The sequence below is a fragment of the Actinocatenispora sera genome (assembly GCF_018324685.1).
Taxonomy (GTDB): Bacteria; Actinomycetota; Actinomycetes; order Mycobacteriales; family Micromonosporaceae; genus Actinocatenispora; species Actinocatenispora sera.
On record NZ_AP023354.1, the window covers coordinates 5,714,849 to 5,737,341 of the forward strand.

The 22,493-nt window shown below is 73.6% G+C and carries 22 protein-coding genes; 11 read left to right on the forward strand and 11 right to left on the reverse strand.

From position 1 onward, the window contains the following. Positions 1–3: 3 nt before the first annotated feature. Positions 4–1,185, reverse strand: coding sequence for an acetyl-CoA C-acetyltransferase (locus Asera_RS26850; protein ID WP_030444416.1), 1,182 nt, complete (start codon positions 1,183–1,185; stop codon positions 4–6). 112 nt (positions 1,186–1,297) lie between these two features. Here Asera_RS26850 and mce point away from each other — a divergent pair, with 112 nt between their 5' ends. From mce to Asera_RS26870, 4 genes are all read left to right on the forward strand, one after another. Further along, the gene (mce, locus tag Asera_RS26855) at positions 1,298–1,801 is read left to right on the forward strand and encodes a methylmalonyl-CoA epimerase (RefSeq protein ID WP_030444415.1); all 504 of its coding nucleotides are present in this window, start codon (positions 1,298–1,300) and stop codon (positions 1,799–1,801) included. A 539-nt stretch (positions 1,802–2,340) separates the two neighbouring features. After that, positions 2,341–3,660 (forward strand): DivIVA domain-containing protein, encoded by a 1,320-nt coding sequence (locus Asera_RS26860; protein WP_051801550.1) that lies wholly within the window; start codon positions 2,341–2,343, stop codon positions 3,658–3,660. A gap of 205 nt (positions 3,661–3,865) precedes the next feature. After that, positions 3,866–5,422 (forward strand): DivIVA domain-containing protein, encoded by a 1,557-nt coding sequence (locus tag Asera_RS26865; protein ID WP_035295131.1) that lies wholly within the window; start codon positions 3,866–3,868, stop codon positions 5,420–5,422. 64 nt (positions 5,423–5,486) lie between these two features. Continuing rightward, a complete protein-coding gene (locus Asera_RS26870) occupies positions 5,487–6,263 on the forward strand; it encodes a trimeric intracellular cation channel family protein (protein ID WP_084130871.1) in 777 nt (258 codons plus the stop codon). Between the two features lie 145 nt (positions 6,264–6,408). Here Asera_RS26870 and Asera_RS26875 read toward each other — a convergent pair whose 3' ends face one another. Beyond that, a complete protein-coding gene (locus Asera_RS26875) occupies positions 6,409–7,272 on the reverse strand; it encodes a sulfurtransferase (protein ID WP_030444411.1) in 864 nt (287 codons plus the stop codon). 42 nt (positions 7,273–7,314) lie between these two features. On the opposite strand from Asera_RS26875, the gene Asera_RS26880 reads away from it, so the two are divergent. Next, the gene (locus tag Asera_RS26880) at positions 7,315–8,010 is read left to right on the forward strand and encodes an iron-dependent transcriptional repressor DtxR (protein WP_030444410.1); all 696 of its coding nucleotides are present in this window, start codon (positions 7,315–7,317) and stop codon (positions 8,008–8,010) included. Positions 8,011–8,111: 101 nt separating this feature from the next. Next, complete coding sequence (locus Asera_RS26885) at positions 8,112–8,735, forward strand: hypothetical protein (RefSeq protein WP_030444409.1); 624 nt, start codon at positions 8,112–8,114, stop codon at positions 8,733–8,735. 69 nt (positions 8,736–8,804) lie between these two features. On the opposite strand, the gene Asera_RS26890 is transcribed toward Asera_RS26885, so the two are convergent. Both Asera_RS26890 and Asera_RS26895 read right to left on the reverse strand, forming a co-directional pair. Further along, complete coding sequence (locus Asera_RS26890) at positions 8,805–9,407, reverse strand: hypothetical protein (RefSeq protein ID WP_157034607.1); 603 nt, start codon at positions 9,405–9,407, stop codon at positions 8,805–8,807. Between the two features lie 227 nt (positions 9,408–9,634). Next, positions 9,635–10,489 (reverse strand): aldo/keto reductase, encoded by an 855-nt coding sequence (locus tag Asera_RS26895; RefSeq protein ID WP_030444407.1) that lies wholly within the window; start codon positions 10,487–10,489, stop codon positions 9,635–9,637. 232 nt (positions 10,490–10,721) lie between these two features. Here Asera_RS26895 and Asera_RS26900 point away from each other — a divergent pair, with 232 nt between their 5' ends. The 4 genes from Asera_RS26900 to Asera_RS26915 all read left to right on the forward strand — a co-directional run bounded on the left by Asera_RS26900 (position 10,722) and on the right by Asera_RS26915 (position 13,398). Further along, complete coding sequence (locus Asera_RS26900) at positions 10,722–11,342, forward strand: hypothetical protein (protein ID WP_157034605.1); 621 nt, start codon at positions 10,722–10,724, stop codon at positions 11,340–11,342. 72 nt (positions 11,343–11,414) lie between these two features. Beyond that, the gene (locus tag Asera_RS26905; protein ID WP_051801545.1) at positions 11,415–11,846 is read left to right on the forward strand and encodes a MerR family transcriptional regulator; all 432 of its coding nucleotides are present in this window, start codon (positions 11,415–11,417) and stop codon (positions 11,844–11,846) included. Continuing rightward, positions 11,843–12,172, forward strand: coding sequence for a thioredoxin family protein (locus Asera_RS26910; RefSeq protein WP_030444404.1), 330 nt, complete (start codon positions 11,843–11,845; stop codon positions 12,170–12,172). The genes Asera_RS26905 and Asera_RS26910 overlap by 4 nt, the downstream gene beginning before the upstream one ends. 110 nt (positions 12,173–12,282) lie before the next feature. Then, positions 12,283–13,398, forward strand: a complete 1,116-nt coding sequence (locus Asera_RS26915; RefSeq protein WP_030444403.1) for a peptidoglycan recognition protein family protein — start codon at positions 12,283–12,285, stop codon at positions 13,396–13,398. A gap of 13 nt (positions 13,399–13,411) precedes the next feature. On the opposite strand, the gene Asera_RS26920 is transcribed toward Asera_RS26915, so the two are convergent. Next, the gene (locus Asera_RS26920; protein ID WP_211255450.1) at positions 13,412–14,116 is read right to left on the reverse strand and encodes a peptidyl-tRNA hydrolase; all 705 of its coding nucleotides are present in this window, start codon (positions 14,114–14,116) and stop codon (positions 13,412–13,414) included. Positions 14,117–14,179: 63 nt separating this feature from the next. After that, positions 14,180–14,980 carry a class I SAM-dependent methyltransferase gene (locus Asera_RS26925; RefSeq protein WP_030444401.1) on the reverse strand — a complete coding sequence of 267 codons (801 nt, stop codon included), beginning with the start codon at positions 14,978–14,980 and terminating at the stop codon, positions 14,180–14,182. 120 nt (positions 14,981–15,100) lie between these two features. Between Asera_RS26925 and Asera_RS26930 the strand changes: the two genes are divergently transcribed. Beyond that, positions 15,101–17,587 (forward strand): Tex family protein, encoded by a 2,487-nt coding sequence (locus Asera_RS26930; protein WP_030444400.1) that lies wholly within the window; start codon positions 15,101–15,103, stop codon positions 17,585–17,587. Positions 17,588–18,053: 466 nt separating this feature from the next. On the opposite strand, the gene Asera_RS26935 is transcribed toward Asera_RS26930, so the two are convergent. From Asera_RS26935 to Asera_RS26955, 5 genes are all read right to left on the reverse strand, one after another. Next, positions 18,054–18,485: a protein-tyrosine phosphatase family protein gene (locus Asera_RS26935; protein WP_030444399.1), complete on the reverse strand. Its 432-nt coding sequence runs from the start codon at positions 18,483–18,485 to the stop codon at positions 18,054–18,056. 69 nt (positions 18,486–18,554) lie between these two features. Beyond that, the gene (locus Asera_RS26940; RefSeq protein WP_030444398.1) at positions 18,555–20,033 is read right to left on the reverse strand and encodes a bifunctional RNase H/acid phosphatase; all 1,479 of its coding nucleotides are present in this window, start codon (positions 20,031–20,033) and stop codon (positions 18,555–18,557) included. Further along, complete coding sequence (locus Asera_RS26945; RefSeq protein ID WP_030444397.1) at positions 20,030–20,767, reverse strand: zinc ribbon domain-containing protein; 738 nt, start codon at positions 20,765–20,767, stop codon at positions 20,030–20,032. The genes Asera_RS26940 and Asera_RS26945 overlap by 4 nt, the downstream gene beginning before the upstream one ends. Further along, positions 20,764–21,693: a Nif3-like dinuclear metal center hexameric protein gene (locus tag Asera_RS26950; protein ID WP_035295129.1), complete on the reverse strand. Its 930-nt coding sequence runs from the start codon at positions 21,691–21,693 to the stop codon at positions 20,764–20,766. The genes Asera_RS26945 and Asera_RS26950 overlap by 4 nt, the downstream gene beginning before the upstream one ends. A 105-nt stretch (positions 21,694–21,798) precedes the next feature. Beyond that, positions 21,799–22,326, reverse strand: a complete 528-nt coding sequence (locus Asera_RS26955) for a flavoprotein (RefSeq protein WP_035295127.1) — start codon at positions 22,324–22,326, stop codon at positions 21,799–21,801. Between the last annotated feature and the right edge of the window lie 167 nt (positions 22,327–22,493).

Genomic DNA, 22,493 nt, shown 5'->3' on the forward strand with positions numbered 1-22,493 from the left:
CGGTCACTCCCCCACCGACAGCAGCAGCGCGTCGCCCTGCCCGCCGCCACCGCACAGCGCGGCGGCCCCCAGGCCGCCACCGCGGCGGCGCAGTTCCAGCGCGAGGGTGAGTGCCAGCCGGGCGCCGGACATGCCGATCGGGTGGCCGAGCGCGATCGCGCCCCCGTTCACGTTCACCCGGTCGGCGTCGACGCCGAGCTCCTTGCTCGACTGCACGGCGACCGCGGCGAACGCCTCGTTGATCTCCACCAGGTCCAGATCGGCCACGCTCCTGCCGGCCCGGTCCAGGGCCCGCTTGATCGCGTTCGCCGGCTGCGACTGCAGCGAGTTGTCCGGCCCGGCGACCGTGCCGTACGCGCCGATCTCGGCCAGCCAGGTCAGCCCCAGCTCCTGCGCCTTGCGCTTGCTCATCACCACGACCGCGCAGGCGCCGTCGGAGATCTGCGAGGCGGTTCCCGCGGTGATGGTGCCGTCCGGCAGGAACGCCGGCCGCAGCTTCGCGAGCGTCTCGGCGGTGGTGTCCGGCCGGATGCCCTCGTCGGCGGCGAACTCGATCGGCTCGCCCTTGCGCTGCGGCACCGACACCGGGGTGATCTCCTCGGCGAACACGCCGTTCTTGGCCGCGGCGGCGGCGAGCTGGTGGCTGCGGGCGGCGAACGCGTCCTGCTCGGCCCGGCCGATGCCCAGCCGGGTGTTGTGCCGGTCGGTCGACTCGCCCATCGCGACCTGGTCGTACGCGTCGGTCAGGCCGTCGAGCGCCATGTGGTCGCGCAGCGTCACGTCGCCGTACTTGTACCCGGTGCGCTGGCCGGTGAGCAGGTGCGGCGCGTTGGTCATCGACTCCATCCCGCCGGCGACGACGATGTCGAACTCGCCGGCCCGGATCAGCTGGTCGGCGTGCGCGATGGCGTTCAGGCCGGACAGGCAGACCTTGTTCACGGTCACCGCCGGGGTGGTCATCGGGATGCCCGCGGCGACCGCCGCCTGCCGGGCCGGCAGCTGCCCGGCGCCGGCCTGCAGCACCTGCCCCATCACCACGTACTCCACCTGCTCCGGCGTGATGCCGGCCCGCTGCAGCGCGGCCGAGATCGCAACGCCGCCCAGCGCGGTCGCCGGGAAGCTCGCCAGGCCGCCGAGCAGCCGGCCCATCGGGGTACGGGCGCCGTGCACGAGCACGCTTGTCATGGTGATGTCCCTCCACGTCTCACACCGTCGCGGTGCACCGGGCCGGTCGGCGGGCGACGCGGTCCCGGCCGTACCGCTGGCTTAACGACCGTTCACCAGCCAGACTACCGACATGCCCACCGATCACGAGTTGCGCAGTACCGACGCCGACCATCTCACCACCGGCGTACCCGGCGCCGACGAGCTGGGCGTGCTGCGCGTCGACCACGTCGGCATCGCGGTGCCCGAGCTGGACGCGGCGATCGCCTTCTACACCGAGACGTTCGGGATGACCTGCGTGCACACCGAGACCAACGCCGACCAGGGCGTACGGGAGGCGATGCTGCGGGTGGGCGACGACCGCGCCGGTGCCCAGCTGCAGCTGCTCGCCCCGGTGTCACCCGACTCCTCGATCGCCCGGTTCCTGGACCGGCGCGGGCCGGGCGTCCAGCAGCTGGCGTACACCGTCCGCGACGTGCGCCGCGCCGCCGCCATGCTGCGCGAACGCGGGCTGCGGCTGCTCTACGACGAGCCCCGGACGGGCACCGCGGGCTCCCGGATCAACTTCGTCCATCCGGCGGATGCGGGCGGGGTCCTGGTCGAGCTGGTCGAACCGGCCGACAATCACACATCGTGATCGGACGTGCCGGCAGGGTACCGATACGGCGCAGGCCGTCCCCTTCGGCGCGATCGGTCGTTGTGCGTGTCGGACCGACCGCTGTGCCGTGCCCGCTGCGGTGTGGCACAACCGCCGCCCGCACGGGTGGAGCAATCCGGTGCACAGGCCTAAAGTGGCGCACACGGATGCACGTGGCCAAGGTCACTGATCCGACCCGAGACACCCGTCCAGACGTTGGGGGACTATGTCGGCTGACGCGACGAACCGTACCGCCGGTGACGCCGCCACTCCGCATGGTCCGTTCGGCCCATCAGGTCGAGCATCGGACAGCAGCGCCGCACCGATACCCACCGGTCGGGTCTGACGCGGAGTCCGGCATTTCCGGCTCGGCACGACAGATCTCGGGCTAGTACGATCGGCCCCGGATAACCCCACCAACCATCGGCAAACCGACAAATGACATCCCCCCGCAACGTCGGTGGTCGCCGTTCTCCCCCCGGTACGGACAGGGACCTGCGGCCTCCCTCGGCAGCCCGGGGGTCTGCGAGGATGTGTCCATGGCCCAGCAGCAGCCCTCCCTGAACTTCTTCGACCAAGCCAACAGCCAGCCCGACTTCACCGTCGTGCTGCGCGGCTACGACCGTGCCCAGGTCGACGACTTCGTGCAGCGCCTCAACGCCGCGCTCAGCCAGTCCGAAGGCAACCGCGGCGAGGCCGAGCAGCGGATGAACGACGCGCAGCGCCGGCTGCGTCAGGCCGAGCAGCGCAACGCCGCGCTGGAGCAGAAGCTCGGCGACCAGTCCAAGCAGCTGGAGGAGAACAGCCGCCCCACGCTGTCCGGACTCGGTACCAAGGTCGAGCACATCCTGCGCCTCGCCGAGGAGCAGGCCAACGAGCACCGCGCCGAGGCCAAACGGGAGGCCGAGGGCATCCTGTCCGCGGCCCGGCTGGAGGCGCGCGAGATCACCGACAAGGCGCGGGCCGAGTCGGCGGCGGTCAAGTCCGGCGCCGAGCGGGAGGCCACCGCCACCAAGACCGCCGCCGAGCGGGAGGCCTCCGAGACCCGGGTGCAGGCCCGCCGGGAGTCGGACAACCTGCGCGCCGACGCCGAGCGCGAGACCAAGCAGCTGCGCACCGCCACCGCGCACGAGATCGCCGAGACCAAGGCGACCGCCGAGCGCGAGGTGTCCACCATGCGGGCCACCGCCGAGCGCGAGATCACCCAGCTGCGGGCCAAGGCGATGCGCGAGGCCGAGGAGCGCCGGGCCGAGGCGGCGAAACTGCTCGCCGAGGCGAAGGACAAGCGCGACAAGGAACTTCAGGCGCTGGCGCTGGAGCTGGCCGAGCGGCGGGAGAAGTCCGAGCGCGAGGAGTCCGAGCGGCACACCGCGGCGGTCGCCCAGACCCAGAAGCTGGTCAGCGAGGCCGAGCAGCGGGCCAAGGCGGCCGAGGAGCGGGCCAAGGAGATCGAGCACCGCGCCGAGGCGCGCCGGCAGGAGTCGGAGCGTACCGCCAACGAAACCGTCGACAAGGCCAAGGCGCTGGCCGACAAGACGCTCTCGGACGCACAGGCCGAAGCCACCCGGGTCACCTCGGAGGCGCGGTCGGAGGCCGACATCACCACCACCGCGGCCCGCCGCGAGGTGGAGGACCTGACCCGGCAGCGCGACCAGATCACCGCACAGCTCGGACAGCTGCGCGAGATGCTGGGCGGGTTGGCCAACTTCGGCGGCGCACCGGCCGCCGCGGCGGCCGCGGTCGCCGAAGGTACGGACAGCAAATCCGAAGCGAGTTCGGAGAAGTCGTCCGGCAAGTCGGCCGGCAAGTCCGGCAGCGACGACCAGACCCAGCGCATCCCCGCCACCAGCGGCAGCTGAGAATCCTTACCCAGTACGGAAAATCGCACCGGACGGCACGCGCGTCCGGTGCGATTTTTTCGTTCGGGCACGCCTGTGTACTCTCGTCGGGTCGGCCGTCCCGAGGCAGGCGTGCCGACCAGAATCCAGCAGGCAAACGAAACGCGACCCCCGTCACTGTGCTGCCTTCCGTGTGTGACGGGCCGTCACGTGTGAGGATGGGACCATGGCGCACGGCGGGGAACAGGGTCTCTTCTCGTTGACCGATGGTGGCTCGCGGGGCGAGGCGAGCTTCGAGATGGTGCTGCGCGGATACGATCGGCGCCAGGTCGATCGGTTCGTGGCACAGGTCGAAGCCGACCTCACCGCACTGGCCACCGAACGAAACGACGCGTACACCCAGCTGCAGCAGGCGGCCAGCCAGCTGCAGCAGGTGCAGACCGAGCTGATCGATCTGCGCCGCCGCGCCGCCGTCGACGAGCAGCCCTCCTACCGCCACCTCGGCCCCCGGGTCGAGCAGATCCTCGCACTCGCCGAGGAAGAGGCGGATGCGATCAAACACGGCGCCGAGAAGGAGATCGCGGACAACCGCGCCCAGGCCGAACAGGTGCTCGCCGAGGCCCGGGAGAAGGCCGAGCAGGCCCGGCACGACTTCGAGACCGCACTGGCCGCCCGCCGGGCCGAGACCGAGGAGGCCGAGGAGGCGCACCGGGCCGAGGTCGAGGCCGAGTTCGCGGAGAAGTCCGAGCGCGCCCAGCGCCTGCTCGCCGAGGCCGAGCAGCAGGCCACCGCGCTGCGCGCGGCCACCGAGGAGCACGCCGCGACGCTGCGCGAGCAGACCGAGCAGGAGATCACCGCGCAGCGCGCGGAGGCCGAGCAGGAGCGGGCCGCGGTCGCCGAGGAACTGCGCACGCTGCGGGAAGAGACCACCAGCTACGCGAGCCGGGTCCGCAGCGAGGCCGAGCAGATCGCCCAGCAAACCACCGCCGCCGCCGAGCAGAAGGCGGCCGAGCTGCGCACCGCGGCCGAGACCGAGGCCGAGCAGATCCGGCACGACGTCGCCGCACACGAGGCGAACGTCCGCGGCGACGCCGATGCGTACGCGCAGAAGACCCGGCAGGACGCCGACTCGTACGCCGAGCAGGTGCGCACCGAGGCCGAGCTGGCGGCGCAGCAGCTGCGCACCGCGGCCGAGGAGCACTCCCAGGCGGTCCGCAGCAAGGCCGAGGAGTCGGCCCGGCAGGCGAACGAGTCGGCCCGGCGGGACGCCGAGGCGATCCTCGGGACCGCCCGGGCGCAGGCCGACCGGATCGTGGCCGAGGCCGGCCGCAAGGTCAGCGAGCTGGACGAGCGGCGCAAGGTGATCAAGCGCGACATCGGCAAGCTGCGCGAGACGCTGACCCGGCTCACCGGCGCCAGCGCCGCGCTGCTGGACGATGACGACGACGAGCAGGCGGTGCCGCTCGCCGAGGCGGACGAGCCGACCCGGATCAACGGGTCCGCCGCAGCCGAGGAACCGACCCGGATCAACGGGTCCGCCGCAGCCGAGGAACCGACCCGGGTCAACGGGTCCGCCGCAGCGGACGAGCCGACCGAGTCGGCGACCGCCGCGGAGGACACCGCGGTGCTCACCGACAGCACCACCATCCTGGAGCCGATCACCGCCGACCCGGCTGCCGACCACAACAACGGCAACGGGTCCCGCGACGACCGGCAGAACAACCGCACCCCGCGCCGCGCCCAGTACCTGCAACCGCAGCAGCCCGGCCAGGGCCGTCGCTGACCCGGTGCGCTGGGGCGTACCCGGTGGATCTTGGCCGTACCCGCCCTGAGCCGGCGGCGGGCCGATGGCCGCGCTGAGCGCCGACACCCTGTCGGAGGTCACCCGGGCCATCGACCTGGCCGGTGTGTTCGCCAACGCGGTCCTGGGCGGCGCGCTTGCGGCCCGCGAGCGGCTGGACGTGATCGGCCTGGTCACCCTGGCGGTCATCGCCGGCACCGGGGGCGGGCTGATCCGCGACACGCTGTTGCAGCGCGGTACTCCGGTCGCGCTGACCGACTACGCGTACCTGCTGACCGCACTGGCCGGCGCCGGCGTGGCCTTCCTGATCAAGGTGGAGGGGTCCGCGTGGCGGCGGCCGCTGCTGTTCGTCGACGCGCTGGCGCTCGGTTTCTGGGCGGTCGCCGGCGCGCAGAAGACGCTGGAGAGCGGGCTGGGCTGGCTGCCGGCGGTCCTGCTCGGACTGATCACCGCGGTGGGCGGCGGCGTGGTGCGCGACGTGCTGATCCGCCGGGTACCGGCGATCTTCGGCGGCACCCTGTACGCCGGGGCCGCGCTCGTGGCGAGCATCGTGGTCGTGCTCTGCACCCAGCTCGGCCAGCCCACGATCGGGGTCGCGGCCGGGGTACTGGTGGGTGCCGGGCTGCGGCTGCTGAGCATCCAGTTCCACTGGACCCTCCCGCAGGGCCGCAACTGGACACTGCGGGACGGTCGGGAATGGTGGGCGCGCAGCAGCCCGCTGCTGCGGCCGGCGCGCGGTCAGCAGCAGCGGGCGAAGCGGTGGGAGTCGTGGCGGGCCACCCGGCTGTCCCGGCGCGGCGGCCGGGATCACCCCAAGCAGTAAGTCACCCCACGCCGCCGAGCGCCCGGAGCAGAACCCGCGAACGCGACACCCACCGCCGAGCGCCCGGACCAGGAAACCGCGGACGCCACGCCCACCGCCGGGCATCCGGGTTTCCATGAGCTGACCCGGCGGTCGGCTCCGGGCGCTACTCTCCCGTCGCCACCGGGCGGGACGGGTCGGAGATCCAGTCGCTCCACGACCCGACGTACAGTGCGGGCCGGAAGCCGGCGACGGTCAGCGCCAGGGCGGTGTGCGCCGCGGTGACGCCGGACCCGCAGTACGCGCCGACCGGTGCGCCGTCGCGCACTCCGGCCGCCGCGAACAGCTCGCGCAACCGGGCCGGGTCGAGCAGCCGGCCGTCCGGTCCGACGGTGCCGGTCTTCGGCACGTTGACCGCGCCGGGGATGTGCCCGGCCACCGGGTCGATCGGCTCCCGCTCGCCCCGGTAGCGCTCCGCGGCCCGTACGTCCAGCAGCACCCCGGTGGCCGGCAGCGCGGCGGCGGCCGCGGCGTCGAGCGTCGGCAGTTGCCCGGGCCGTACCGTCACGTCGCCGGGCGCCGGCTCGGGTACGGCGGTCTCGACCGGGCCGCCGGCGGCGAGCCAGGCCCGGTAGCCACCGTCGAGGACGGCAACCCGGTCGTGCCCGGCCCAGCGCAGCGTCCACCAGGCCCGGGCGGCGGGCAGCCCGTCGCCGTCGTCGTACACCACCACGGTCGAGTCGGCACGGACGCCGGCGGCGCGCAGCACCTCCTGCAGCCGGTCCGGATCGGGCAGCGGGTGCCGGCCGCCGGTCGGGCCGTGCCGGCCGGTCAGATCGTCGGACAACTCGACGAACACGGCGCCGGGCACGTGCCCGGACAGATGGTCCGGACGGGCCGACGGCGCGCCGAGCCGCCATCGGACATCCAGGATCGTCAGGGGGTACTGGTAGGAATCTGCTGGGGATTCGGCCTGGTCGAGGGCCGCGCGCAACCAGGCGGGATCGACCACGGTGCCGGGAGTCGTCATGGGCGTCACGACCCCAGTGTTCCGCAATCATTTTCAGGTAGCATGGTGCCCCGGGAGGGTGTGTTGAACGATCTGGTTGACACCACAGAGATGTACCTCCGCACGATCCTCGAGCTCGAGGAGGAGGGCGTCGCCCCGCTCCGCGCCAGGATCGCGGAGCGGCTGCACCAGAGCGGCCCCACGGTGAGCCAGACGGTCGCCCGGATGGAGCGGGACGGTCTGCTGCGGGTCGAGGGTGACCGGCATTTGGCGCTGACCGATGCCGGCCGGGAGCACGCCGTCGCGGTGATGCGCAAGCACCGGCTCGCCGAGCTGCTGCTGATCAACGTCATCGGGATGAAGTACGAGGCGGCCCACGACGAGGCCTGCCGATGGGAGCACGTGATGAGCTCCGACGTCGAACACCGGGTCTACGAGCTGCTCGGCCGGCCGACCCACTCGCCGTACGGGAACCCGATCCCCGGGCTGCACGTGTTCGATCCGGCGGCGGTCGAGCCGGCCGCGAGCGACGAGCACAACCTGGCGAGCGCGACCGTGCGCGGCGCGGTGACCGTGGGACGCATCTGCGAGAGCGTGCAGACCGACGCGGCGTTGCTGGAGCGGTTGCATGCGGCGGGCATCGACCCCGGTGCGAAGGTCCATGTCGAGCAGGACGGCGACACCGTCACCATCACCCATGACGGGGCGGAGCTGCGACTGCCCTCCTCCGTCGCCAGCCGGGTGTTCGTCACCGCCTGAGCGGTCCCGTCCGCCGACATCGACCACCGTCACTGCTCGTGCGGTGCGACTTTCCCGGATTCGGGCTGGTGCCAACGGTTTTGCGTGGTACCCAGAAGTGGATGAGCGCACCGGTACGCCCGGCGGACGGTCAGCTGTTCCAGCCGGGAGAAGAGATCTTGTGGTGGCTGCGGCCGACCGAGGCCGGCAGCCGCGGCGGCTACCTGGTCCGCCGGTTCTCCCGTGCGGTCGCGGCGTTCGCGATCGCGGGAGTGGCCAGCGTGCTGACCTTCGGCGTGGTGCTGCCGCTGCTGTCGTCGGTCCGGCCGGACGTCACGGCGTGGCTGCTGCCGCTGCTGGCCGGCGCGGCGCTGGTGGTGGCCGGCGGCGTGCTGCTGCTCGCGGTCGGCGTGCTCGCCCTGCTGGTACCCGAACCGGCGTGTCCCCCGCCGCCGCGGGTGGTGTCCGACCTGCTGTACGTGATCACCGACCGGCGGCTGCTCGTGGTGCGGACCTCCCGCGGCTCGGGCCGGGAGTACTCGCCGGACGACCTCGCGCCGACCGGCCAGGTACCGCCGACCTACCGGATCGACGAGGTCGGGCCGGGCGTCGGCAACATCCTGATCGGGGCGCAGTCGCCGAGTGGCTGGATCCCGCGGATGAGCCTGTGGTCCGTGCCGGAGCCGGCGAAGGTGGTGGCCCGGATCCAGGAGTGGGCCGGCGGAACGGTCCAGCCGGCGGACTGACCGCGCGGGCGACACGAGCCGCCGAACCCGGGCCGGTCGGGCGCCCGAGCGTCGGGCGCGACGCCGGCCTCAGCGCTTGGCTTCGAGCTTGCGGGCGTAGTCGGCGAGCTTGCCGACGTTCTCCCGGGCGGTGTGCGCGCCTACGTTCTGGGGATAGGTGTAGCGCAGCGTCACGATCTGCTGGTGCTTGCCGAGCCAGGCGATCTCGACGGCCGGACCGGCGCCGTCGCCAGCGGCGAGGATCCGGCTGTACGCGGCCGAGCCCAGGTCGGCCACGTCGTCCGCGTCGTCCGAGGCGGCCTTGCCGAACGCCTTCGCGTCGGCCTCGGTGCCGATCACGCTGAGCACCAGAGACGGGTAGTCGGAGTAGAGCACCTGCAGTGCGCAGGCCTTCGCGCCCGAGTTGCTGCTCGCCGCCGCGACCTGGAACTCGGTACCGGTGGCCGCCTGCACGCTGGCGTAGTCGAGCAGGGTGCAGGTGCCGCCCGCCTTGCTCGGCGGGGTGGGTGACGCCGACGGGCTCGGCGCCTTCTCGAACTCCCCGGCGCCGACGGGTGCCGGTGTCGCGGTCTTCGGCTCGTTCGCGGTCGGGTGCTCCAGCCGGGCGCAGCCGGACAGTGCCGCCACGCCTGCCAGCAGGGCACCGGCGAGCGTCATGCGTCTCGTACGCATCGTGTCGGTCTCCCGGGTCAGTCGGTCGGCCGCGCCGCGCGATCGGCTCGTGCGGCGGGCGGTGCGCGTGGCCGGGGTACGGCCCGGCCGGCTCCCCACCGTACGCGGCAGGTGCCGGCGGGGACGGACCGCACGTGCGTGAGCTGGGCCGCATCGACCCGAATATTCGCCAGTTTCCGGTGCGAAACAGCTCAATGTTCCGCGGACAACGCGATCACGCTACGTGTTCAGCCGGCGGACAGTTCACGCATCTCCTCGTCGCTGAGCGTCAGCTGCGCGGCGGCGGTGTTCTCCTCCACGTGCGCGACCGAGCCGGTGCCCGGGATCGGCAGCATCACCGGCGAGCTGGCGAGCAGCCAGGCCAGCGCGACCTGGGCCGGCGTCGCGTCGTGCGCGGCGGCGATCCGGGCCACCGTGCCGGACAGCTCGCCGGCCGCGATCGGGTACCACGGGATGAAGCCGAGGCCCTCCGCCGCGCAGTAGTCCAGCACGTCGGCCGACCGCCGCTCCATCAGGTTGTACAGGTTCTGCACGGACACGATGTCGGCGATCTCGCGGGCCTGGCGGATCTGCTCGACACTGACCTCGGACAGCCCGAGCTGGCCGATCTTGCCCTCCTGCTGCATCATCCGCAGCTCACCGAGCTGGTCACCGAGCGGTACGGCGGGGTCGATGCGGTGCAGCTGGAACAGCTCGAGGCGCTCCACGCCGAGCCGGCGCAGGCTCATCTCGACCTCCTGGCGCAGGTACTTCGGGTGCCCGACCACGTGCCACTCGTTGGGGCCGGTTCGCACGAAGCCCGCCTTCGTGCCGATCACCAGGTCGTCCGGGTACGGGTGCAGGGCGGTGCGGATCAGCCCCTCGGAGACGTACGGCCCGTACGAGTCGGCCGTGTCGATGAACGTCACGCCCAGCTCCACGGCACGGCGCAGCACCCGTACCGCCTCGTCCGGGTCCGCGGGCGGGCCCCAGATACCGGGGCCGGTGATGCGCATCGCACCGAAGCCGAGCCGGCGCACGGTCAGCGCGCCGCCGAGAACGAACTCGCCGCTCGCCGCGGCGACGGGACTGTTCCGGGTCACGATCTGCTCCTTACCTGCTCGCGCCGCCGCTCCGGGAAACGATCTGCGCCCTGCCTGCTCGCGCCGGCGCGCCGACGGTGTGCCTTCGACCCTAACGACGGCGGCGCGGCCGGAGAGGGTGAACCGGGTCGCGGTAACGCGGGAAGCCGCGGGCCGTTAGACACCGCGGAGTGAGCGCAGCACGACGCTGCGCCGTCGAACCTCATGCCGTCGAACTGCCTTAGGAGACCCCGTGCGCGCCACCATGGCCCTCGCCGCCCTCACCACCGCCGCCGCCCTGGTACTGGCCGGCTGCGGCAGCGCCCCCGACCGGCACGCGGCGGCGAAGGCGAGCGCCTCGGCCAGGCCCAGCGCCAGCGCCAGCCGCGCGAAGCCGGCGTCCCCGTCGCCGGCGCCCACCCGGTCGGGCGGGCCGCGCAGCCTGCTCGCGGTCAGCGAGGCGCCGATCGAGCTGTCCGAGACGCAGCAACCGCCCGCCGACGCCGTCGTTGCGTACTGGACCCGCTACGGCACCGCGGTCTCCACCCGGGACCTGCCGGGTTCCGGGCTCGCGGAGGTCGTGACCAGCAAGACCGGAGTCGCCGGTACCGGCAAGCTGGTGGACGCGCTGGCCGCGAAGAACCAGCGGTACCGGGGCAAGCTCGTGGTGAACATCCGCAGCGTCGGGATGGGCGGCGACACCGCCACGGTGGACGCCTGCATCGACCAGAGCCGGTCCCGGCTCACCGATGCCAACGGCAACAAGGTCGCCGAACCGGGCAAGCAGAACATCCTGCCGATCGCGCACACGCTGGTGCACGAACACGGTCACTGGCTGATCGACCGGATCCAGCAGGGCGGCTTCACCTGCTGACCCCGCCCGGGTCAGGCGATGACCCCCGTTCGGTTGGCGTTGACAGCGGTGTGCATCGCTAGCGTGGGGCGCATGCGGATCGGCGAACTGGCGGAGCGGTGCGGTACCAGCACCCGGATGCTGCGCTACTACGAACAGCAGGGGCTGCTGGCCGACCGGCGCGACAGCCTCGGCTACCGGCGCTACCACGAGTCGGACGCCCGGCTGGTGCAGGAGATCCTTGCGCTGCAACGGATCGGGTTCACGCTGGCGGAGGCGAAACCGTTCGTGGAGTGCCTGCGTTCCGGGCACGACAGCGGGGATGCCTGTCCCGCCTCGCTGGAGGTGTACCAGCACAAGCTGGCGGCGCTGGACACCGGCATCGCCCGGCTGACCGCCGCCCGCGACCAGGTCCGCAGCCAGCTCGCCGCGGCCCTGGCCCGCCGTACCGGCGCGCTCGCCGAACCGTGCTGCGAGTTCACCGCCGCCGATCCGGCGGCATCGACCCGAGAGGGGCAGTCATGATCGACACCGGCGAGGTCCGGCCCGTCACCGACGACACGTTCGCCGCCGAGGTGCTCGGCGCCTCGCTGCCGGTCCTGGTGGACTTCTGGACCGACTGGTGCCCGCCGTGCAAGCGGCTCGCCCCGGTGCTCGCCGAGCTCGCCGTCGAGTACGCGGGCCGGGTCGAGTTTCGCAGCATGGACGCCGACGACCAGCCGGAGACCGCGCGTGCGCTGCACGTGCTGGCGTTCCCCACGCTGGCGCTCTACCGCGACGGCGAGCTGATCCGTACCGTCGTCGGCGCGCAGCCAAGGCACCAGCTGCGCAAGCTGCTCGACGCCGCCTGACCGCGGCGGCGACCACGGCCGGTCCGGCGGGTCGCGCACCGCCATGTGCGGCAATATCCTTCTTTGGTCAGCGAACGGCAGAAAGTCATCAACGGATGGAGTTCGCCACGATGACCGAGGATCACTCCGCGCTGGACCGGCGCACCCTGTTCAAGGCCACCCTCGGCGCCGCGACCGTCGCGGTCGTCGGCTCCGAGCTGGCCCCCACCGCGGCCTCGGCGGCCGACGGGTTCGACTTCGTCGTCGACTGCGACGACTGGGGCGCGCGCCCGCCGTCCAGCCCGATCCAGTTGAGCGGCAACGTCACCAACAAGATCATCGTGCACCACATGGAGTTCCCGAACAGCACCGACTACTCGCTGGAGCACGCGAAGCAGCTCGCCCGGGACTGCCAGGACCTGCACATGGACACCAACGGCTGGGCCGACACCGGCCAGCACTTCACCGTCAGCCGCGGCGGGTACGTGCTGGAGGGCCGCCACCGCAGCCTGGAGACGCTGGAAGCCGGTCAGCAGCAGGTGATCGCCGCACACTGCCCCGGCGAGAACGGCAACGCGATCGGCATCGAGAACGAGGGCACGTACTTCACCGAGACCCCGCCGCAGGCGCTGTTCGACGCGCTGACCACGCTGTGCGTCACCGTCTGCCGGCAGTACCGGTTGCACGCGTACGACCTGTTCGGGCACTGGGACTTCCGCGACACCGACTGCCCGGGCGCGGCGTTCTACCGCGAGTTCCCGCAGCTGCGGCGCGCCGTGCAGGCCGGACTCGGGGAGTCCGCGGCCGATGCGCCGGCCCGGCGCTGGCCGGACATCTGGCAGTTCGTCGGCGGACCCGTCGTCCAGCTCGGCCAGTACCTGCTGATCGCCAGCGGCGCGAAACTCACGGCGAGCGGCACGTTCGACCAGAAGACGATCAAGGCCGTGCAGAAATGGCAGTCCCAGCACGGCATCCCGGTCGACCCGGACGCCACCTTCACCACCGCGACCTGGGAGACGCTGGTACCGGCGCTCGAGCCCGGCGCGACCGGCGCCGCCGTCACCGGAGCGCAGACCATCCTCGCGCACAAGGGCTACGCGGTGAGCGCGACCGGCAACTACGACGCGGCGACGCAGGCCGCGGTCACCGCGATCCAGCAGCTGCACGGCCTGCCCACCACGGGCTCGCTCGACCTCACCACCTGGTGCGCGGTCGCCGGCGGCACCGTCCGGGAGTCCCTGTCCTGACCCGGCCGGGCGATCAGTGGCGCAGCGCCGGGTGGTCGCCGATCACGGTCGCGGAGTCGGCCGGGATCTCGGTGAAGCCGGCGTCGTGCACGACCGGCAATCCGGCCGTCGCGAGCCGGCGCCACGCCGCGGTCGCCGCGGTGCGTACCGCGAGCGGGAAGCCGGCGTCGGCCCAGATCTCCCGGGCCGCCGCCGGCAGCGCCGCGTAGGTCAGCTGGGCGCCGTGTCCGGTCTGCGCCATCGCCTTGCCGGCGGTCATCGACAGCGCCGGGTTCAGCCACAGCACCGGGGTACCGGCGGCCGGCGCGGCGGGCGGTTCGGTGTCGTCGAAGTCGGTACCGCCGACCTGCAGCCGGGCGAGGTCGGCGGGCCAGCCGTCCAGCGGTACCGGCGGGAACACCCGCACGGTCGCGGTGCGATGCTGCAGCGTCAACCCGTCCAGCGCCTCGGCCCGCCGCCACTGCGCGCCGCGGGCCCGGCGTACCACCTTGCGGATCCGGCCGTCGGTCCACGCGGTCACCGCGTCGTGCCACTCCCCCGCCGGCTCGGTGCTGCGCGGGTCGGTCAGGAACGTCAGCACCGCCCGGGCGGAGGCCTCCAGCGCGTCGGTGCGCTCCGGCGGCGCGTCCCGCTCCAGCCGCACCACCAGCGGCAGCACGTACTGCGGGGCAGCGTCACGGGGATCGGTGTCACCGGGGTCGGTCGCCGCGTCGTCCACGGCCCGCAGCATGCCACGCGGCCACGCCGGGCGAGCCGCCGACACCACCCGGCGCGGCGCCGATCACCGGTCCGCGTGCCGGTGGGCGACCGTGATCAGGTGGCTGGAGGCGCCCAGCAGGCTCGGCTCCGCCTCCACCCTGCGCAGCTGGTCGAGCACCAGCCGGGTGGAGTCGGGATCGGCCAGCAGCTCGCTCAGTCGATCGCCGAGCTGCCACAGCGACCCCTCCACCGCCAGTACCCGGTCGACCGCCAGGCCCGCCTCCCGCGCCTCGTCGACCGGCTCCTCGGGGCGGTGGAAGTACGCGTCGGTGAAGAAGCCGCGACCCGGTTCGGTGTTGCGGTGCACGCCGGTGTCCAGCGCCCGGTCCACGATCGGGCGGAACCGTGGATCGGCGTAGTGGCCCCGGACGAAGCCGTCGTGCAGCGAGGCGAACCGGCTGATCGTCGCCGCGAACACGACGCCGCCCGGGCGCAACACCCGGGCCGCCTCGCGCCACGAGGTGACCCGGTCGGCCCGTTCCAGCAGGTGGTAGAGCGGGCCGAGCAGCAGTACCGCGTCGACGCTCGCGTCGGGCTGCCGCAGCCGGCGCGCGTCGCCGACCTCGGCGGTCACCCCCGGCACCGTCCCGGCCCGCTCGACGTGCTCGGGTACCGGATCCACGACGTGCACCCGGTACCCGCCGGTGGCGAGCGCGCCGGCGTACGCACCGGTCGCGCCGCCGACGTCCAGCACACTCGCCGGCGGGGCGGGCAGGTACCGGGCCAGGATGTCTCGGGTCCGCAGCGCTTCCAGCAGCCCGGCGCCGGCGCCGAGCCGGGTCTGCTCGCCGCCGCGCCGGTAGTACTCCAGGATGTCGGCCATCCACGAATCGTCACCGCCGAGGACCCGGTGCGACAACCGGTTTGGGCGGGTTGGCCGTGGGGTTGTCGGGGGCGGGCGGCAGAATGCTTCGCAACACGACGTCGTACGAAGGTGGCTCTCGTGGCAGTCAGTGTCAACCAGCGGATCGCCGAGGAGCTCGGGGTGCGCGACGGCCAGGTGGCCGCCGCCGTGCAGCTGCTCGACGCGGGCAGCACCGTGCCGTTCATCGCCCGGTACCGCAAGGAGGTGACCGGCGCGCTGGACGACGCGCAGCTGCGCACCCTGGAGGAACGGCTGCGCTACCTCCGCGAGCTGGAGGAGCGCCGGACCGCGGTGCTGGACGAGATCCGCGGCCAGGGCAAGCTCGACGACGCGCTGGAGCAGCAGATCCTCGCGGCCGACTCGAAGGCCCGGCTGGAGGACATCTACCTGCCGTTCAAGCCGAAGCGGCGGACCAAGGCGCAGATCGCCCGCGAGGCGGGTCTGGAGCCGCTGGCCGACACGCTGCTCGCCGACCCGACCCAGGATCCGCAGCAGGTGGCGGCCGGCTTCGCCACCGACGGGGTGGCCGACGCCGCCGCGGCGCTGGACGGGGCGCGGGCCATCCTGGTCGAGCGGTTCGCCGAGGACGCCGACCTGATCGGCGAGCTGCGCGAGCTGATGTTCTCGCGCGGTCACCTGGTCTCGAAGGTGCGCGACGGCAAGCAGCAGGACGGCGCCAAGTTCGCCGACTACTTCGACTTCGCCGAGCCCTACCCGAAGCTGCCCTCGCACCGGATCCTCGCGCTGCTGCGCGGCGAGAAGGAGGAGGTGCTGGAGTTGTCGTTCACCGCCGACGCGCCGCCCGCCGAGGGGGCCGCACCGGCGCCCGGCCCCACCACGTACGAGCAGCGCATCGCGGCGCGGTTCGGGGTGCGCGACGAGGGACGTGCGGCCGACCGGTGGCTCGCCGACTCGGTGCGGTGGGCCTGGCGGACCCGCATCCTGGTGCGGCTGGGCATCGACCTGCGCACCCGGCTGTTCGCCACCGCCGAGGAGGAGGCGGTGCGGGTGTTCGCGGCGAACCTGCGCGACCTGCTGCTCGCCGCGCCGGCCGGCGAGCGCGCCACGATGGGCCTCGACCCCGGCTTCCGGACCGGCGTGAAGGTGGCAGTGGTCGACGCGACCGGCAAGGTGGTCGACACCGCGACGATCTACCCGCACGTACCGCAGCGCAAGTGGGACGCGTCGCTGGCGACCCTGGCCGCTCTGTGCGCCAAGCACTCCGTCGAGCTGATCGCGATCGGCAACGGCACCGCCTCGCGGGAGACCGACCGGCTCGCCATCGACCTGATCAAGCAGCATCCGGAGCTGCCGCTCACCAAGGTCGTCGTGTCCGAGGCCGGCGCGTCGGTCTACTCGGCCTCCGCGTACGCATCGTCCGAGCTGCCAGAGCTGGACGTGTCGCTGCGCGGCGCGGTGTCGATCGCCCGCCGGTTGCAGGACCCGCTGGCCGAGCTGGTCAAGATCGATCCGCAGTCGATCGGGGTCGGCCAGTACCAGCACGACCTGTCGTACGGGAAGCTGTCCCGCTCGCTCGACGCGGTCGTCGAGGACGCGGTGAACGCGGTCGGCGTGGACGTCAACACCGCCTCCGCGCCGCTGCTGACCCGGGTGTCCGGCATCGGCACCGGGCTGGCCGAGAACATCGTGCTGCACCGCGACGCGAACGGCCCGTTCGCCTCCCGCGCCGCGCTCAAGTCGGTGCCGCGCCTGGGCCCGAAGGCGTACGAGCAGTGCGCCGGGTTCCTGCGCATCCGCGGCGGCGACGACCCGCTGGACGGCTCCGCGGTGCACCCGGAGGCGTACCCGGTGGTGCGCCGGATCATCGAACGCACCGGAACCGGTGTCACCGAGCTGCTCGGCAACGGCCGGGTGCTGCGCGCGCTGAAGCCGGCCGACTTCGTCGACGAGACGTTCGGCGTGCCGACCGTCACCGACATCCTGGCCGAGCTGGAGAAGCCGGGCCGGGATCCGCGGCCGGAGTTTCGCACCGCGACGTTCGCCGAGGGTGTCGAGACGCTCGGTGACCTGAAGCCGGGCATGGTTCTGGAGGGCACGGTCACCAACGTCGCCGCGTTCGGCGCGTTCGTGGACATCGGGGTGCACCAGGACGGCCTGGTGCACGTGTCGGCACTGTCGAACACGTACGTGTCGGACCCGCGCGACGTGGTCAAGTCCGGCGACGTGGTCAAGGTCAAGGTGCTCGACGTGGACATCGCGCGCAAGCGGATCTCGCTGACGCTGCGGCTCGACGACGAGCCGGGCGCCGCCGGGGAGCGTCGCGGCGGCGGCCCGCGGCGCGGCCAGCCGGGCGACCGCGCCGGTCAGCGCGGCCAGGGAGGCGGCCAGCACGGTCCGGGGTCCGGTCAGCGCGGTCAGGGGGCTGGTCAGGGGGCTGGTCAGCGCGGTCAGGGGGCTGGTCAGGGGGCTGGTCAGCGCGGTCAGGGCACCGGGCAGCGGGGCGACCGGCGGCAGTCCGGCGGCCGTGGCCGGCCGGGCCAGGCGGCACCGGCCGACACCGCACTCGCCGACGCGCTGCGCCGCGCCGGCCTGGTCAAGGACTGACCGCGCCGGCCTGGTCAAGGACTGACCGCGCCGGCCCGGCCAGCCGACCACGGTCCCGCTCGGGAGGCCGGCTTTCTCGCTCAGGGAGTCGGCGGCTCCGGCTGCGGCGGTAGCGGTGGTTCCGGGACCGGCGGCGCCGGTGTCGGTGGCGTTGGCGCCGGACCGGGCGGGGCCGGTGGGCCGCCCGGCTCGGGCGGGAGTGGCTCGGGCGGCTGCGGCGGCGGACCGGGCGGTCGCTGCGGCGGTACCGGTACGGGATTGGTCGGGTCCGGGACCGTCATCTGCGCCTCTGTCTCCGACCGGCCGGTACCGCGCCGGCACCGACCGGTCCGCCGCCTCTCGGCGACCCCGGCGGCGTACCCCCCAGCCGCCACTCCGGGGTCATCTACCGGTGTGCCCAGCGGGTCCCGGCGATAAACCCCGGTACCGATCGCGGCGAACCGGTCACCGCGCCCATCGGGCCTGGTCAGGCCCGGAAGGCGCGAACGTAGCGGCGCTGCCACGGGGTCTCCACGGCGTGCGGCGAGTAGTGCGTCCGGACGTAGTCGACCGCGTCGGCGGCGGGCACCCCGTCGAGCACGGCGAGACAGGCCAGCGCGGTCCCGGTACGGCCCTTACCGCCGAGGCAGGCCAGCTCCACCCGCTCGGTCGCCGCGCGGCGCCACGCCTCGCGCAGTGCCGCGGCCGCGTCGTCCGGGTCGGCGGGGAGCCAGAAGTCGCGCCACCGTACCCAGCGCGCCGCCCACCGGGTCTGCGGCGGGCGGTGGCCCAGCAGGTACACGCCGAACGCGGGTTCCGGGCCGTCCGGCAGCGGTCGGCTCAGCCCGCGGCCCCGCACCAGCCGACCGGACGGCAGCCGCAGCACACCCGCCGCACCGTCCTGCCACAACTCGCTCACCCCACCGACCCTAGGCGGTGACTGCTCGGCGCAACGACCCTAGGCGGTGACTCGTTCAGCGCAACAACCCTAAGCGGTGAGATGGGCGGTGTCGTTGATGGTGGGGACCGCGGCGTTGCCGTCGTCGAACAGGTCGACCACCGACAGCCCGGCCGGATCGACCTGAATGGTGTCCAGGAAGCGCCGGCCGGCGTCGAGCACGTCACGCAGCATCAGCTTCACCATCGAACCGTGCCCGACCAGGACGATCGTCCGCTCGTGCTGGTGTCGCCGCACCTCGTTCAGCGCCTCGCTGTACCGGGCACCGGCCGAGTCCATGCTCTCCCCACCGGGCGGCGGAACCGAGGTGGCGGCGAGCCACGCGTCCAGCTCGGCCGGCCAGCCGACCGCGACCTGGTCGAACGTCAGCCCGTCCCAGGCGCCGTACGAGACCTCGACCAGCCGCGGCTCGACCCGCGGCACGGTGTCCAGCCGGTGCGCGATCGCCTCGGCGGTCTGTCGGGCCCGGGCCTGCGGAGAGGTGACCAGGACGGCGTCGGGCGCCAGTACGGCCAGCCGGTCGGCCAGCGCCGCCGCCTGCCGCCGCCCGATCTCGTCGAGTTCCGGATCGCACTCGGCACCGCAGAACGCGCCGCGCCGGGTCTGTGCGGTCGCGGCGTGCCGGACCAGGATCAGCCGGGTACGGCCGGCCACCGGTGCGGCGGACGCCGCCACCGAGCCGCCGGGTCGCGCCGCGGCGACACCCGGTCCGCCGACCATGGCCCGCAACGCGGCGTCGACCGGATCGTCCGCGCCCTCGGCGAGGGTCGCGGTGTCCACATCGGACCGCGCCGCGTCGGCGGTCGCCCCGGCACCGTCCACATCGGACCGCCCCGCGTCAGCGGTCGCTCCGGCGCCGTCCACATCGGACCGCCCCGCGTCAGCGGTCGCTCCGGCGCCGTCCACATCGGACCGCGCCGCGTCGGCGGTCGCTCCGGCGCCGTCCACATCGGACCGCCCCGCGTCGGCGGGATTGTCGGAGCCGGGTGCGGGCGCCGCATCCGCAGGTGGGTCGTTCGGCCGGGCCGGACCGGAGCCGTCCGATGTGGACGGATCGGCGAGCACGTCGACCAGTTCCACGGTGCCGAACTCACCGGCGTCCATCGCCTTGTTCGCCAAGGCGTCCGCGTGCGTGTTGCGGGCCCGCGGGATCCACTCGTAGCCGATCTCGGCGAACCCGTCGGCGAGCTTGGCCGCCTCGGCGTGCAGCGGCCGCAGGCCGGGATGCTTGACCTGCCATCGGCCGGACATCTGCTCGACCACCAGCTTGGAGTCCATCCGGACCGCGACCTGCCGGGCGCCGAGCGCCGCGGCCGCCTTCAGCCCGGCGATCAGGCCGGAGTACTCGGCCACGTTGTTGGTGGTCACGCCGAGGTAGGCGGCGCGCTCGATCAGCGTCTCGCCGGTGTCGGCGTCGAGCACGGCCGCGCCGTACCCGGCCGGGCCGGGGTTGCCGCGGGCCCCGCCGTCCGCCTCGACGACGACCCGCTCGTGGCGGTTCGCAGTCACAGCCCCGACTCGTCGGTGCGTACCAGGATCCGGCCGCACTCCTCGTGCCGGATCACCTCGTCCGCCGCGGCCGCCCGCACCTGCGCCAGCTCGGAGCCGGACAGTTCCAGCCGGCAGCCCTCGCACCGGCGGGCGCGCAGCATCGCCGCGCCGATGCCGGTGTTGGCGCGGATCCGCTCGTACAGCGCGAGCAGCTCCGCCGGCAGCGCGGCGGCCAGCGGGTCGCGTTCGGCCCGCCGCTGCTGCTCCTGCTCGGACAGCTGCACCAGCGACTCGTCCCGCCGCTGCTCGGCGGCGTCGCGCAGCTGCCGTACCTCGGACTGCTGCTGGGTGGCGGTGGCGAGCGCCGTGGCGGCCTGCTCGCGCTGCTCCATCAGCTCCAGCTCGGCGTCCTCCAGCTCGCTCTGCCGCCGGCCCAGCGACGCCAGCTCGTGCTGCAGGCTCTCCAGCTCCTTGGCTCCGCCGCGGCCGGACTCCAGCAGCGCCTGGTCCTTCGCCGCGCGGGTACGCACCTGCTCGACGTCGCGCTCGGCCCGGCTGATGTCGCGGTCCAGGTCGTCGACGGCGGTCTGGGCGCGGACCTGCTCGTCGGTGGCGGCGCGCAGCTCGCCGTCGAGCTTGTCCACTTCGGCGAGTTCGGGCAGGTGGTTGCGCCGGTAGGCCAGCTGGGTCAGCGCGGTGTCGGTGGCCTGCAGGTCCAGCAGTCGGCGTTGGTCAGCCGGGTCGGCCTTCACGAACGAAACTCCTCACTTCCGCTGCCGTCGGCGGCAGCGGAACTCGTACCGCCGGCGGCGGAACCCGCGCCGGCGGTCCCGGACGCGGCGTGCACGGTCCACGGATCGGTCACCACCGAGGAGACTATTCCCTCCACGGCGAGTCGGTCGGTCAGCCCTGCCGCGACCCGCGACAGCCACGGCCATTCGGTGGCCCAGTGCGCCGCGTCCAGCAGCGCCGGGCCGCCCTCGGAAAGATGTTCGCTGGCCGGATGGTGGCGCAGGTCCGCGGTCAGGTACGCGTCGGCGCCGGCCGCGGTGGCGGCGTCGAGGAACGTATCGCCCGCGCCGCCACAGACCGCCACGGTCCGGACCATCCGCGCCGGGTCGCCCGCGGCGCGCACCCCCCAGGCGGTGGCCGGCAGCGCCGCCGCGACCCGCCGGGTCAGCTCGGCCAGCGGTACCGGCGCTGGCAACGTACCGATCCGGCCGAAGCCGCGGCCGTCGCCCGCGGCGGCGCCCTCCGCCGGTACCAGCGGGTGCAGGTCGGCAAGCGCCAGGGTGGCGGCGAGCGCGTCGGAGACGCCGGGCACGCCGGCGGCCGCATCGGGCTCGGTCGCGGCGCCGGTCCCGGCCACGTCGGCGTTGGTGTGCGCCACGTACAGCGCGATCCCGGCGCGGATCAACCGGTGCACCGCCCGGCCCTTGTAGCTGGTCGTCGCGACGCTCGACACGCCGCGCAGCAGCAACGGGTGGTGCGCCACGATCAGTTCGGCACCGACCTCGATCGCCTGCTCGACGGTCGCCGGCACGCAGTCGACGCAGTACAGCACCCGGCGGACCCGATCGGCCGGATCACCGACGACCAGCCCGACCCGGTCCCACGGCTGGGCCCACTGCTCCGGGTACCACCGCCGCATCGCGTCACACACGTCCGCCACTGTCACCACTGAGGCAGGCTACCGTCCGGCCGGCCACCGCGGCCCGCCCGCCCGCGACGCCGCGGGGCCACCGGCCGGGTCTGGCCGGATCGCGTCCGCTGCGCCCGCGCGTCAGGCGCGCTGCGGGGTACGAGCGAGCGCATCCAGCGCGAGCCGCCAGGGCAGCGGGGCGGACGTGGTCTCGCCGGGCAGCGGCAACGGGCAGACGTCGTCGCCGAACAGCACTCCAACACCCCAGTCGCGCAGCCGGTCCAGGCTGGCCCGAAACGCCGGATGGGCCGCGTGGAACCGGTTCGAGTACGGCACCGCCACGATCGGCAGGCCCCGCCCGTACGCCTCGACGACGATGCCGAGCAGCAGCGTGTCGCTGATCCCGGCGGCCCACTTGTTGACGGTGTTGCAGGTTGCCGGGGCGACCAGGATCGCGTCCGGCTCGGGGAGCAGATCCGGCGCACCGGGCGACTTGTACTCGCTGCGGACCGGGAACCCGGTCTGCGCGACCAGCGCCGGCACGTCGAGGAACCGCAGCCCGGACGGCGAGGCGAGCACGCAGACGCGCCAGCCGTCCCGCTGTGCCGCGGTCACCAGCCGCCCCACCCCGGCCGCGGCCGGAGAGCCGCACACCAACGCGTAGAGCACCGGCCCGGACCCGCCCGCCCCAGACCCGCCCGCCCCAGACCCGCCCGCCCCGGAACCGAGCGGCCCGGAACCGAGCGGCCCGGAACCGAGCGGCCCGGAACCGAGCGGCCCGGACCTGCCCGGCCTGGGCCCGAGCGGCTCGGAGCTGGACGCGTAGGAGCCGGACG

Bases quoted from the DNA above. Each gene is read 5' to 3' on its own strand.
- Asera_RS26865 (WP_035295131.1), top strand. From the start codon at position 3,866: ATGGCGCACGGCGGGGAACAGGGTCTCTTCTCGTTGACCGATGGTGGC.
- Asera_RS26910 (WP_030444404.1), top strand. From the start codon at position 11,843: ATGATCGACACCGGCGAGGTCCGGCCCGTCACCGACGACACGTTCGCC.
- Asera_RS26870 (WP_084130871.1), top strand. From the start codon at position 5,487: ATGGCCGCGCTGAGCGCCGACACCCTGTCGGAGGTCACCCGGGCCATC.
- Asera_RS26875 (WP_030444411.1), bottom strand. From the start codon at position 7,272: ATGACGACTCCCGGCACCGTGGTCGATCCCGCCTGGTTGCGCGCGGCC.
- Asera_RS26860 (WP_051801550.1), top strand. From the start codon at position 2,341: ATGGCCCAGCAGCAGCCCTCCCTGAACTTCTTCGACCAAGCCAACAGC.
- Asera_RS26880 (WP_030444410.1), top strand. From the start codon at position 7,315: ATGGTGCCCCGGGAGGGTGTGTTGAACGATCTGGTTGACACCACAGAG.
- Asera_RS26925 (WP_030444401.1), bottom strand. From the start codon at position 14,980: ATGGCCGACATCCTGGAGTACTACCGGCGCGGCGGCGAGCAGACCCGG.
- mce (WP_030444415.1), top strand. From the start codon at position 1,298: ATGCCCACCGATCACGAGTTGCGCAGTACCGACGCCGACCATCTCACC.
- Asera_RS26885 (WP_030444409.1), top strand. From the start codon at position 8,112: ATGAGCGCACCGGTACGCCCGGCGGACGGTCAGCTGTTCCAGCCGGGA.
- Asera_RS26890 (WP_157034607.1), bottom strand. From the start codon at position 9,407: ATGCGTACGAGACGCATGACGCTCGCCGGTGCCCTGCTGGCAGGCGTG.
- Asera_RS26915 (WP_030444403.1), top strand. From the start codon at position 12,283: ATGACCGAGGATCACTCCGCGCTGGACCGGCGCACCCTGTTCAAGGCC.
- Asera_RS26905 (WP_051801545.1), top strand. From the start codon at position 11,415: ATGCGGATCGGCGAACTGGCGGAGCGGTGCGGTACCAGCACCCGGATG.
- Asera_RS26850 (WP_030444416.1), bottom strand. From the start codon at position 1,185: ATGACAAGCGTGCTCGTGCACGGCGCCCGTACCCCGATGGGCCGGCTG.